Source organism: Lysinibacillus sp. NPDC097868 (assembly GCF_044761135.1).
In the GTDB taxonomy this organism is placed as follows: domain Bacteria; phylum Bacillota; class Bacilli; order Bacillales_A; family Planococcaceae; genus Lysinibacillus.
On sequence record NZ_JBIWBS010000001.1, the window covers coordinates 965,278 to 978,496 of the forward strand.

Below are 13,219 nucleotides of genomic sequence, written 5' to 3' on the forward strand. Positions count from 1 at the left end.
TTTTTTTACAAAGGAATAGAACCGCCACTTGATGTAATAATTTTTTTAGGAATAATATTACCTTGAATAATAGTGAAGTCTGTGTTCCCTGTCGCAAGGTTTTTGAATGCCAAATAGTTAACACTAAATTCAATAGAAACATAAGTTTTATTATCAATGAAAATTCGTAATAGTTTAGTTATTTGATTATAGCCTTCTTCTGCTACTCGTAAGACTTCATTTTTTTCCCACTCATTCGCACTTGTTAATGCAGATACAAGAAGGGATGGAATAGCTGTATATGCTGATTTATTAAAAACCTTTTCTAAAGCAGCAGTAGCAAGTCCACCTAGGAATGTTGTTGTTGCTGCCGATGAAACCTTACCGTTCCAATAATTGATGAATGCCTCTTGAGCTCGATGCATATCAGTAACATTTACTCGAGAAATAGAAGTAGTTGCATTGTATTCATAACGAGAATATTTAGCTGTTGCCATAATTAAATTCCTCCATTTTAATAATAAATTTTGTTTTGTTAGCACTAACACTCTATAAAGGGAAATTTTGAATCGATTTAACAACCTCTTTTTTAAAAAATCGATTCAAGAGTTATGAATCCAAAATTGCAAAGGAATGGATAAAAAACCACCTCAGTTTTTTTATGGATAATATTTGGAAAAGTTGATAGAATAGTTGTCTATCAAATTTTTTATTTAAATATAGAACAGTAATCTAGGCTGAAATTAATCGAAGAAATTGTAAAAATTAAGATTTATTATAGCCAATTAGGGTTTTAATCATTTATTTAAATTAGAATAGAGGCAAAAAGGGTATCCAAAAAGCAAGTACAAAAGCTAGCAAGAGAAGCTTATTACAATTTATTATGCTAGGTCACTTTTAATTGGAGGAAATAAATGATATTAAATTTTAAGTCGACACCTTTAATCAATAGAGCAGAAAGAAACATTGAGGAACATAAAATCCATAGTCATTTTCAAACTATCATACCTTCAAGATTGATTGAGTTTTGGAAATCGTATAATGAAGTTTCGTTTGAAAACGGAATAAATATTTATGGCATTGATATCGCAACGGAAAGAAACCGGTTGTATGAAGTAAGTACTTACGCACCAGAATATATTTTGATAGGGGATGATGGAGGAGGGCAAGGATTGTTTTTAAAAAAGAATAGCGACCTAAACGTTTACTATCAAGATTTGGGGGCATTGTCATTGCCCTTTTATTCTTTGGATATTGATTTTTTTAGTTGGCTAGAAGATGATCCTGTAATAGATGAAGATAATTTGACTTCAGACGAACTTGAATTGATAGATGAGGTAAAAGTTTATGTAGTCAGAAAACCAATTGAAGCAAATAAATTTATTATGGAAATAAGAAAATTTTTTAATTTGAAACTTTCGATTCGCGATATGAGAGAAAAATTGAATAGTTTACCTTATTTGATCATCCAAGATATCACACTTATGAAGTATGGCAAAACAATTGAGGTAATAAATCAAAAATACAATTGTTTAGAGGTTCGCAATTCAAAGAATGTTATTTTAATTAGTCCAGGGAAAAATAGCTAGTATTAAAGATTGAGTTAATATAGAGCAATTGTACAAAGAAATAAAACATTATTTTACAAATAGAGAGTTTTTTAATATTATGGTAAAATTAGGATAACTATTTTGGGCATATGTAAAGAAAACGCTAAATAACGCTTTCATTACATATGTTTTTTATTTATATAAAAAGGTGTGCTGTTAATGAATATACATATAGGCATGGCAAGTGTTAAAGAGTGTTATGTTCATGGACCATCAAAAATGAGGCAGCAATATATCAAATAGAAACGAGAGGATAGAATTATTTATGAAACAACTAGAAAATTCAGTATTAAAATTCATACAGGCAATGGGTGAATATCCAAAAGAAGAATCCACAGTTAAAAAAAATGGTGGTGTACGTTATAGGCCAAAATTAGCAAATCTTCATGTCGATGAAAAAATCTATCTATCTCCGGAATTAATATTCTTTTATCAACATTGTGAAATAATTTGTAAAATCCGTCCTGATGGCTATCAATTAGATTGTACAGATATTGATTTAGGGAATAGCCCACTTTATTTGTATCCAGCAGATAAATTAGTTCGAAGGCAAGAAGGATTTCGATGGATTGGAAACGAAAAAAGTGAAAATCCAAATTGGGATCCCAATTGGCTTGTAGTTGCTGATAAGGATGATGATCCAATTGTAGTTGTCACAAATCAAGAAAATTCACCAGTTTTTGCAAGTTATGAAACAAGTCATTTATTTCCAATTGCAGATTCTTTTTCGGCCTTTCTAGATGCAATTGCGGTGACATTAGAAATAATACATAATAAATTCAAAGGAGAAATAATGGATGAAGAAACTTTCGATATCTACGATGATTTTATTGATATGTTAAAGTCATCTTTAAGTAGTATTTTGAAAAAAGAGGAATATGCTGATAATTTTATTGATTACTTATATGGTTAATAAATGGAGCTATTATAGAAAAAGAATATGGATGGAAATGGATGCATGTAGAGAAAAATGATAATAAAGGCTATTGTGTCCTCTCTGAAAATCATAAGTTTTGGTGTTCAGTTCATAACTATATCTATACCATTTTGACTGATACAGATAAAAGTAACAATGTTAAGTTATTTAATATGCTCGAAGTTATTCATAAAGAGAAGGCCGATGGGTTATATAATTTTATTAGTTAAGGATTAATATGATACTATTCGTTTTCTATAACTAGATGTAGGTAAGGAGAAAAAATGAATAATTCAAATTTTATCGACAGATTACAAAATATTGATTGGTTTAATAATTGTGGGAAGGATTTTTTTCTTGCAGAATTTCCTGTAAATATTCAAATCGTTAGTTCAGTTGAGGATCTCAAAAGTTCGATTTCATCAACGTCATGGGAAGATCTAACTTTAGAAGCAAGAAATAGATTAACAACTTTTTTACACAAACATAACATGAATGAATACCAACGTTGGAATGAAGTAACAAAGTATTATAAGGAAAATTTAATAACATTAACTGAAACAATAAAGAGCTATGCTGATAAACATGACCTAGGAAAACCGTTTGTAGATGATGTCTCATGGATAGTTCTTAGCGCTGCTATGGAAAATCATTATCTATCGATTAATAAAAAAATACCCATCTTTTTTATGCATTTAGTTGATGTTTATTCGGTGGGGAATATTCCTTGTGGCTGGATAGGAGAAATTAAAGAAGATTATACAGGAGCGCCAATAGACCTTACGAAAGGTGTATTGAAAATATACTAACAATACTATTTAAAATAAAAGAAGCTTTAGAAAATTGTTAGTGAGGGGTAAATCAGAAGGGAGCACTGCTGCTTATCTAAGTGCTGAACTATTTACAAAAATATTATACCTAGGATTGTAGTAATTTTAATTTGGGTATCATACTTAAAAAGAGTAGCATCAAACTTTCATAATCATAATCATAATCAAAATCAAAGGAGGAATTATTGTGAAAAAACTTGACTCTGAATTCAAATATTTATCGGATATGTACGAAGATTCTTATTACCCATCGTTTTTAGTGAATAAAATTCAATTGAATATTATTAATGTAATTCATTTTATTGAAGAAGGCAATCATTCGGTTGAGGAGGTTCAGGAAAAGTTAGATGAAATGACTTTAGCAATCAATGAACTCCAGGATGAGTTTTATCAAAATGATAGTGAAATTGAAACTGTTGCACGAGATTCTATCGCAATAACAGTAGAAGAAATTTTACAATATTTTGAGGTTGATATAGATATTGAAGAAGCTTTAAGAGAAAGAGATTGGTGAAAAAACAAATTACATGAGATATAACATAGGTTATAAACATCTTCTTTATCTATGTTTTTTACCTGGGTAGAAGGCCAAATATATTTTAGCCTTCCTCTGACAATTAAATCAATTTCTCCTAAAGAAATAAAAAAGTAAAGAGTACTTGCTTGCCTAATAAGCAACAAGTGCTTTTTAATGTTTAAGATAGACGCCCGACAATACTCTTGTTTTTAAATTAATCCACTTTGTACATTTTAATGTTTCTGAAACTGAAGAGGGGGTCCCTCTAACTAATGCTAAAGAATTTGTTGAAAAGCGAACCTAGTGAATGAAATATCAATATATTATTATTTAGTAATGTTTAATAAGGAGAATTTACACCTTTTAGAAATATTCAATAAAACGAAAGAAATTATTGAAATATAACCGATATACATAATAGATGTATGAAGGAGGTATAAAATTGAATAAAAAATTATTTATCACAGTAGCAGCTATTCCTGCAGTTCTTATTGTCCCGACGGTTGCGGGAGCGGCGGAATCAGAAGTGACAGTGACAGGTGAAAATATGGTAAATGGAGTTTTAAAAGCTTCTATAGAAAATTTACCAGCCAATACAATTGTTAAAGGTTATCAATGGTATTATGTTGAAAAGGCAACGGGCGAAAATGGAACGAATAATGTTACGAATAAACCGATTTCGGGTGCAACTACTTCATCCTTCACAGTACCAGTAGATGCTGCAGGGAAAACAATATTTGTAGAAGCGATCACAACGACAGATAATCGATATAAGAGTGCAACAAGAACTATAAATACACTACAACTTGCGATTACAAAACCAGAATTTTTAATTGCTTCAAAGTATATTGTGCCTGGGGAAGAAGTAAAAGTTACAGTCGATGTTACTGATAGTGCAGGAGCAAAATTACAAAGTAGTCAAATTACATATAGCTACCAATGGTTCTATAAAGTTGGTGATTCTTTCACAATTATTGATGGAGCAACTAGTGGTACATATACAGTCCCAAAAAATGCTTTAGAAGAAAATATAAAAGATATTATGGTTAGGGTCAAAGCAAAAGTTGGTACAGCTATTGTAGAATCAGATTTTTCTGATGAGATTACAGTATCAAATGAACCAACAAACACAATGATTAATGAGATTAAAACGTTGCTTAAAAATGACCATCAATATAATATCTCAAGCCTAGCTTCATTTAAAGCGGATGTTACGGCGTTAGAGGCTAAGTATCAGGCATTAACAGCACCTGCAAAGGCTAATGTGACAAATTATGATGTTTTGAAGCGAGCACTTGCTGATATAGATCTATTGAGCAAGTTAAATGAGAAAGTTGATAAGTTGAATGACGTTGATGAAAAGAACCAAACACAATATTTAAAAGAAATTGAAGAGACTTATGATAAGTTGGATTTATTACAACGCAGTTTGGATATCAATGATGCTTTATATAATAGTATTAAAAATATATTGAAAAATCCAACTGATATCGATGAATTTAAGGAAGTTAGACGATTAAACCAGGAAATTGTTGCATTATTAGCATATGAAAATTCTCTTGTTAAGTATGTACCAACGAACATAAAATCGTTACAAACAGCAGTGGAAGCAATAGAAAAAGATATAGCCAAATTATCTCAAAATTATCGTTCAGCTGTTCAAAATCAAACCATTTTAAGTGATGCGAAGCAGGATATTAAAAAGGTTGAGCAGTTTATTAAACTTTTTGATAAGCTGTCACCCAATAATACACCTAGCAAGCAAGTGACGACAGCAAAATCAATACGTACAGCTTATGAAAAGCTAACATATAAACAATTACAGTTAGTACCAGCCAATTATGTCACGACATTACTTGAAGCGGAAAACGCAGAAGACAGCCAAATTGATAGATTAAACGCTGAGATCGACACCTACGTTGGTGATGCAGAAGACATGTACCCAATCGATCCGTCCGTACATTCTTGGCAAAGTCATGTTACGAATGTAAACCGAATTATTAATGAATATAAAGGGCTAACGAAAACTTCTGCTGCAAAAATTATTGGTTATGACCGCATTGTTACGTTGCAGAAGGATTTAAAAACAGCTGAAAAAGTAATAAAAGAAATGGATGCTTATAAAAAGCTTTCCGAAGTTTCTGGTGTTGCCGAAAACAAGCTTAATTCAAGCTATACTAGTACGTTGAAAGCTTATAATAAGTTAACTAGCTTGCAACAATCACTCGTTTATAGTGCAGATGATTTTTTATTAAATTCACCAAATGTTACGGTTGATGGAAACGGTAAGGTACCTGCTGATAAGGATGCCGCAGAAGCTTTGAAAGCAAACGTTGCAAAGCTTGCTGACGTTACAAACTTTACATTTGCCCAATATGAATCGGCTGTTAATGCAGCGACCGTGACATATAAAAGCCTATCTTCTCCAGCACGAAAGTATGTAACAAACTATTATTTATTAACAGCTGCTAGCAAAGATCTTTCTGGAGTAAAGTCATTCCATAAAAAAGTTCAAACTGCACGAGAAGAAACAGATGTTACAAAACAAGCTAAAAAAATTCAAACCGTACAAACTGCTTATGCTAAACTACCTGCCAACCAGCAGCATTTAGCGAAACAGCAATACGAAGATTTACTCAACAATCGTTTAGTGGATGGCAATGCACCAGACATAGTGGATTTGAATAAGGCAATTGCTAATATCATCTCTAACGATATATATACAGTTTCAAAAGAAAAAATAATGGAGCTTTCCTCACAATATAATAAGTTAAGCGCTAATGATAAAAAACGTATTACGAATGCTTCGATTTTAACTGCGGCAGTTTCAGATGTAAAAAAAGTAGAGACATTCATAAAGCAGTATGAAAAATCATTTATTAGTAATCCAACAACAGTGATTAAGGCTTTTGCCAAGCTATCTTCAAAACAAATGAGTTTAGTTAGTTCAGAAATCCGACAAGCCATTATTGATAAAGAACAAGGACAACAACAATCGAATGAAATTGCTTTGAAATTAATTGAATCCATTAATTCACTACTTATTAATGGCGAATATATTGATGATTTAGAACCGAAGGTAAAAGAAATTCGTACAACATATGATGCTCTTGGTACTTCTGAAAAAAATATTGTAAAAAATTATTCAAAGCTAACACAGGCAGAGAGTGACTTGAAGAAGGTTGCAGATGTACATGCGCTCTATGTACCTGCTACTGAAGGCAATGAAGCTGCTCGTAAAGCATGGCAAAATGCGTATGCTAAGCTTTCCAAGAAATTAGAAATCCTTTATAATAAAATGTATACAACTGATAAATAATAAACAATGCCCCGGATAATTTTCTATTATTCGGGGTTTTCGTATAGTTGAAAATTTGCGTATTACACTGAAAATATTGCTATCATTTGTCCAAACAATCTAATTTTCGCTATACTATTTACAGTTAAATGGTTTAAGCAGCGAGAATTCCTTAAGAAAAAGTGCAGTTTGTTAATAGAAAGTAGGAAGTTATGATGTATAAAATAGGTGTTGTTGGACCAATTAAATCTGTTGAAAAAATCATCGAAATGGCACAAGAAATAGAACAGGATATGGAGTTTATTCCATATATTTATGTCGTTGCTACTGAAACAAAGCACATTGTAGAGACTCATAATCAAGATGTTGATTTTTGGCTATTTTCAGGATACATACCTTATACAATTGCGAATCAGACAAGCATTTCAAAGGATAAGCTTGCGCATATTATCTTTTCTGAGGCGGCCATCTATAAAGGCTTTTTAGAGCAAACTTATAAAATGAAGAAATTTATTGAGCATGTAAGTGTTGATATTATCCCTTCGCCTGCACAAATGGCATCAGAAGGATTAGCAGAAATTGAAAAAAGCGTGAAAAAAATGTATTTAAAAGAATTTGATGTCGCTATAGATCCAAAGGAATTATTTAATTTCCATTATGAGCTATGGCAAGATGGAAAAATTGATTTTGCGATTACATGTTATCCATCGGTGGATGAACAATTGCAAAAAATGGGCGTTCCTTCACATTGGGTTTCACCTACAAAGACTGAAATTTATCATACAGTGCAGTTGTTTACCGAGAAAATCAAAACGTCCTATTATAAAGAAACACAAATTGGTGCTGTGATGCTCGAAATAAAAGATTTCGATTCATTGAAGGAACGAATGAAGCAAGGCTATCGTATACAGTATCTAGAATTACGAATGAAGGAAAACTTTCTGCAATTATGTGAACAGATTGACGGCTCTCTAATTGAGGAAGGGAATGGAAGGTATACAATCTTTAGTACAAGGGGAGCAATTGAAGGGCACATACAATTTATTACAGAAAAAATGTATCAATTGTCTATTGAATTGGATGCCAAGGTTACAGCGGGGATTGGTTTTGCACAGACTGTCTTTAATGCGGAATTAAATGCGCATCGAGCTGTACGACAAACGAAAGAAAATGATTCCATCGATATTGTGATGATTCAAGAAGATGGAACTATTATTGAATCCGTTGGGAATACCGAAGAGCTCTCCTATTCCTATCGAGCAGATGATCCTGAAATACTTGAAAAATTAAAAAGGGGTGGTGTCGGCATTAAAACCTATACAAAAATACTGGCACTCGTCCAAAAAATGCGATGGAAGCATTTTACGACAAAGGATTTAGCTACACAGCTTCAAATGAGTGAGCGAAATGCGCAGCGTATCGTTGCTGATTTGTGTAATGTCGGTTTAGCAAAAATGTGCGGTGAGGAATTACAGCATACACGTGGCCGACCAATTAAAATCTATCAGCTTGTCATGCAACAGTCTACTTATTAAATTTATATTTATTAATGTCCCAAACCAATTAATGGTTTTTGGGACATTTTTTTTTTTGAGAATAGATACTACAAGTTAATTAACAATAAAAAATTTTTAATGATTTTTCTTTCCGATAATCATGCTGAAAATGTAGATAAATCAACGGTTTCTTTGTTTTGACAAATCCATTTTGTACCGATTTCTCCCTCGACTATCTATTAGAAATTTTCAAAAAAATATTGTCAGATCTTAATATTTTGATTATTATACGAATATATAACGAAAATGTCGCTATATAAAGGGGATAGTTATTTTAATAGATAGGGAGAGGTGGAAAAGTAGTAATAGCAAAAAATTGTGGTATGGGAAATATAAAAAATTACACACCTTTTGCCTATACTATCGATTACAGCATAACTGGTATTTGTTTCGTGAAACATGGGAGGGATATGGATGACAACAAATGAAATGACAAAAAAATCTAGAAATATTATACTGGCGCTATTATTTTTAGGATGGTCGTTGGGGAATTTAGATCGTTACATTATGAACTACGCAGTTGTAGCAATTACAGGGGATTTAAGCTTAGATGCGTCTTCTACAGGAATTATTTTAAGCGCTTTCTTTTTAGGCTATGCGATTATGCAAATTCCTGGTGGTTGGTTAGCAGATAAATTTGGTGCGAAACGAATTTTATTAATAGCTGTCATTATGTGGTCCATCTTTACGGGCTTAACTGCTATAGCATGGTCTTTAGCGGCAATGATTGTTATTCGATTTTTATTCGGAATTGGTGAAGGTGGCTTCCAGCCAGCTAGCTCTAAAATCATTGCAACTGTTTTCCCTAAAGAAGAAAGAGGGAGAGCAATGTCGATTATGCTTACCTCTGGAGGAATTGTATCGTTAATCGTTCCACTTCTTTCTGCTTATTTATTAGGAACAATTGGCTGGCGTATGATGTTCATTATTATCGGCTTAATAGGAGCATTTATCGCCATTCTGTACTGGAAATACATTAAACTTCCACAAGAGCAAACCGAATCAACAGGTAATGTTGGTGATGGGAAAGTTACTACTAAAGTTAGCTTTAAGGAGCTACTTAAAACGCCACTTATGTGGAATTTAATTATTGCTTATTTTTGTATTTACGCAGTGAATTGGGGATTAGTATCATGGATTCCAACTTATCTTCAAAAAAATCGTGGACTTGATTTGATGTCGATTGGTTGGGCACAAACAATTCCAGCGATTACAACAATTATTGGTGTTTATGGTAGTGGTTTTATTATTGATAAGCTACCACGTGGAATGGACAAAATTTTAGGTTCCATTTCTTGTGCAGTTATTGGAATTTTATTGTATTTAATGTTTACAGCAGAATCTGTGACATTATTTATTGGCTATCAAACTGTTGTGTCGATATTTATTGCATTTGTTATTACATTACTACCTGCTATAGTATTAAAAAAATTACCATCATCTATTACAGGTTCGGCAATGGGGGTTGCCAATACTGGCGGTCAATTAGCAGGATTTGTAACACCAATGGCTATCGGCTTTATGGTTGATGCGTTTGACGGTTCTTTTGACGCAGCCTTTTGGATGCTAATAGGATTTGCAGGAATTTGTATTATTTCACTACTAACGTTAAATGATCAAAAAGGAAAACTATTGAATTTATAAACGTCATTGGAGGAGAAAATATGAGTAATCATGAAAAAATATCTTCGTTAATTGAAGCAAAAAGTGAAGCGAGTGTAGCATTGAGCAATGCGATTTGGGCGGTGCCTGAACTGCACTTTCAAGAGAAAAAATCTGTTCAGTATATGAAAGCTGCATTAGAAAAAGAGGGCTTTGCGACAGAAGTTGGCGTTGCTGGGCTTGAAACGGCACTCGTAGCAACATTCGGTTCTGGAAAGCCTGTTATTGCATTTCTAGGTGAATATGATGCACTCCCAGGCTTGAGTCAAAAAGGTGGTGCTACACATTATGAGCCATTAGAGAATGGAGGAAGTGGTCATGGTTGTGGACATAACTTATTAGGAACAGGTGCATTTGCTGCTGCTGTTGCGGTGAAGGATTACTTAGAGCAAAATAATCAGTCGGCGACGATTCGATTCTACGGTTGTCCAGCAGAGGAAAATGGTTCAGGTAAAGCTTATATGGCGAAGGCTGGTATTTTCGATGATGTCGATATTGCGATATCTTGGCACCCGGGTACTTTTACATCGGTCATGACTTGTAGCTCTCTAGCAAACTATGCAGTAACTTTTAAGTTTACGGGGAAAAGTGCACATGCTGCCGCTGCACCACATCTTGGCAGAAGTGCGTTAGACGCAGTTGAGCTAATGAATGTTGGGGTAAACTATTTACGTGAGCATATTATTCCAGAGGCGCGCTTGCACTATGCGATTACAGATTCAGGCGGCACGTCTCCGAATGTTGTCCAACCATATGCGGAGGTAACTTATTTAGTAAGAGCACCTAAAAAACAACAAGTACAAGAGATTTATCAACGTGTTGAAAATATTGCGAAAGGCGCAACGTTGATGACAGGAACTTCGGTGGAGATTGCCTTTGAGGGAGCTGCATCCAATCTTATTTCAAACAAAACGCTGTATGACGCAATGCAAAAACAAATACTTGAAATTGGTATGCCAACTTATACAATAGAAGATGAGCAGCATGCGCAAGCTATTTTTAATACGTTTAGCCCTGAAATTCAAGCATCATCATTAGTTGGTCTAAAAAAAGAAGATGCGATGCAGTTAAAAGATAAAGTCATTGCTGATCACATCCCAAGTGTCCTACCAGAATTTATCATGGGCGGATCAACAGATGTAGGAGATGTTAGCTGGATTGTTCCAACTGTTCAATGTACAACTGTCTGTATGGCACTAGGTACACCGCTTCATACTTGGCAGGTTGTATCACAGGGCGTCATGCCGATTGCTCATAAAGGAATGCTACAGGCTGCCAAAATTATGGCTTGCACAGCAGTTGAATTAATAAATAATCCTGCGCTTATTGCAGAAGCTAAAAAAGAATGGAAGGAACGCCTAGATGGGGAAACTTATGTTTCTTTAATCCCTGAAGGAACAAATCCTCCAAAGCGTTAAATAGAAAATGGAGTCTTCGTAGAATTTACTAAGAAGGCTCTGTTTTTCCCTAGTTAGGGAAAGGATGATAGCATTCATCCAAGAGAGGAGAATAGCAAAATGCTTACAAATCATACAAACAACAAATATGATAATCCGCATCAACTTCTTGTAGCTGAGTGGGTGAAGGAGTTTCGACCATTTGCACAAGAAGGTAAATGTGCTAGCTATATTCCAGCATTAGCTCAAAAAGATCCTCATCAATTGGCCATTTCGATTATCGGACCAAATAATGACGAAATCAATGGAGGGGATACAACTGAACTTTTCACGCTTCAAAGTGTTTCGAAAGTTGTAACGTTTATTTTAGCGTGTATGGATCGAGGATTATCTTATGTTTTAGAGCGAGTAGATGTTGAGCCTACGGGTGATACCTTCAATTCAATTATTCGTCTTGAAAGTCATCAGCCTGGAAAACCTTTTAATCCGATGATTAATGCAGGAGCAATTACAGTTTCCTCGATGCTTGCTGGTAATTCCCCACAAGAGAAAGTTTCAAAAATTCTATATTTTTTAGAGAAAATTGTTGGGAAGAAATTAAAGGTGAATGAAGAGGTTTTTCAATCTGAATGGCACACTGCTCATCGCAATCGGTCTTTAGCTTACTATTTAATGGATTCAGGCTTTTTAGATTGCCCTGTAGAAGAGGCATTGGAAGTATATTTGAAGCAATGTGCAATTGAAGTAAATGTTTCAGATTTAGCAATGATCGGTCTAGTCATCGCTAATGATGGCTATCATCCTTTATTACAAACACAGCTTTTTCCAAAGCAAGTGGCAAAACTAGCAAAGGCATTGATGGTGACGTGTGGTATGTATAATGCATCAGGTAAATTCGCTGCATTTATTGGTTTACCCGCTAAAAGTGGTGTCTCAGGCGCCATTGTTGCAGCTGTTCCAAGTCACGCAAGTTTAGGTTCGCCATTCCCAGCTGGTTGTGGTATTGGCATTTATGGACCTGCTATTGACGAAATCGGAAATAGTGTCGCCGGAGTAAAATTACTAAAGCATGTAGCGACTGAGTGGAACATGAATATTTTTTAATGATAAAAGACTGTAGATTAGCATGAAGCTTTATCTACAGTCTTTTTTTATAAAATTTAAAAGTAATGAACTACTGCCATTGATTTCCGTTACGTGCGTGCGCTTTCTGTGGGCACACAAGTAAGCCGCTGGCTATTTTTTTGAAAATAGCTTTAATTGATTAACAATAGAAATGAATCGCCATGCTTTTTAGTTGTACTAGAGGGATGGTACTTTTAAAATTCATATGCCTTTTGAAGTCTTGTTTAATCAATGACTTTTTCTTTTGTAGTGTTTCATTGAGTTATGCCAAGCTTGATTTGAATGCTTGCGGAGTGAAAGTTTTCACTAAAAAGCACCAGAATTGAAAC

At 33.9% G+C, this 13,219-nt stretch carries 10 protein-coding genes; 9 read left to right on the forward strand and 1 reads right to left on the reverse strand.

What is annotated here, in order from left to right:
- Positions 1-5: 5 nt before the first annotated feature.
- Positions 6-476, reverse strand: coding sequence for a hypothetical protein (locus ACIQXJ_RS04580; protein WP_403050169.1), 471 nt, complete (start codon positions 474-476; stop codon positions 6-8).
- Positions 477-893: 417 nt separating this feature from the next.
- Here ACIQXJ_RS04580 and ACIQXJ_RS04585 point away from each other — a divergent pair, with 417 nt between their 5' ends.
- From ACIQXJ_RS04585 to ACIQXJ_RS04625, 9 genes are all read left to right on the forward strand, one after another.
- Complete coding sequence (locus ACIQXJ_RS04585; RefSeq protein WP_403050172.1) at positions 894-1,568, forward strand: hypothetical protein; 675 nt, start codon at positions 894-896, stop codon at positions 1,566-1,568.
- Positions 1,569-1,854: 286 nt separating this feature from the next.
- Positions 1,855-2,502, forward strand: coding sequence for an SMI1/KNR4 family protein (locus tag ACIQXJ_RS04590; RefSeq protein WP_403050175.1), 648 nt, complete (start codon positions 1,855-1,857; stop codon positions 2,500-2,502).
- 287 nt (positions 2,503-2,789) lie between these two features.
- Positions 2,790-3,314 (forward strand): hypothetical protein, encoded by a 525-nt coding sequence (locus tag ACIQXJ_RS04595; protein WP_403050178.1) that lies wholly within the window; start codon positions 2,790-2,792, stop codon positions 3,312-3,314.
- A 208-nt stretch (positions 3,315-3,522) separates the two neighbouring features.
- Positions 3,523-3,849: a DUF5713 family protein gene (locus ACIQXJ_RS04600; RefSeq protein ID WP_403050181.1), complete on the forward strand. Its 327-nt coding sequence runs from the start codon at positions 3,523-3,525 to the stop codon at positions 3,847-3,849.
- Positions 3,850-4,294: 445 nt separating this feature from the next.
- The gene (locus tag ACIQXJ_RS04605; RefSeq protein ID WP_403050184.1) at positions 4,295-7,171 is read left to right on the forward strand and encodes a hypothetical protein; all 2,877 of its coding nucleotides are present in this window, start codon (positions 4,295-4,297) and stop codon (positions 7,169-7,171) included.
- Positions 7,172-7,362: 191 nt separating this feature from the next.
- On the forward strand, positions 7,363-8,685 hold the full coding sequence (locus ACIQXJ_RS04610; RefSeq protein ID WP_403050187.1) for a hypothetical protein: 1,323 nt from the start codon (positions 7,363-7,365) through the stop codon (positions 8,683-8,685).
- A 435-nt stretch (positions 8,686-9,120) separates the two neighbouring features.
- On the forward strand, positions 9,121-10,350 hold the full coding sequence (locus ACIQXJ_RS04615) for an MFS transporter (RefSeq protein WP_403050190.1): 1,230 nt from the start codon (positions 9,121-9,123) through the stop codon (positions 10,348-10,350).
- A gap of 20 nt (positions 10,351-10,370) precedes the next feature.
- A complete protein-coding gene (locus ACIQXJ_RS04620) occupies positions 10,371-11,786 on the forward strand; it encodes a M20 family metallopeptidase (protein ID WP_403050193.1) in 1,416 nt (471 codons plus the stop codon).
- 99 nt (positions 11,787-11,885) lie between these two features.
- Entirely contained in the window at positions 11,886-12,869 is a 984-nt protein-coding gene (locus tag ACIQXJ_RS04625) for a glutaminase (protein ID WP_403050196.1), read from the forward strand.
- Positions 12,870-13,219: the final 350 nt, after the last annotated feature.

Bases quoted from the DNA above. Each gene is read 5' to 3' on its own strand.
- ACIQXJ_RS04580 (WP_403050169.1), bottom strand. From the start codon at position 476: ATGGCAACAGCTAAATATTCTCGTTATGAATACAATGCAACTACTTCT.
- ACIQXJ_RS04585 (WP_403050172.1), top strand. From the start codon at position 894: ATGATATTAAATTTTAAGTCGACACCTTTAATCAATAGAGCAGAAAGA.
- ACIQXJ_RS04590 (WP_403050175.1), top strand. From the start codon at position 1,855: ATGAAACAACTAGAAAATTCAGTATTAAAATTCATACAGGCAATGGGT.
- ACIQXJ_RS04595 (WP_403050178.1), top strand. From the start codon at position 2,790: ATGAATAATTCAAATTTTATCGACAGATTACAAAATATTGATTGGTTT.
- ACIQXJ_RS04610 (WP_403050187.1), top strand. From the start codon at position 7,363: ATGATGTATAAAATAGGTGTTGTTGGACCAATTAAATCTGTTGAAAAA.
- ACIQXJ_RS04615 (WP_403050190.1), top strand. From the start codon at position 9,121: ATGACAACAAATGAAATGACAAAAAAATCTAGAAATATTATACTGGCG.
- ACIQXJ_RS04620 (WP_403050193.1), top strand. From the start codon at position 10,371: ATGAGTAATCATGAAAAAATATCTTCGTTAATTGAAGCAAAAAGTGAA.
- ACIQXJ_RS04625 (WP_403050196.1), top strand. From the start codon at position 11,886: ATGCTTACAAATCATACAAACAACAAATATGATAATCCGCATCAACTT.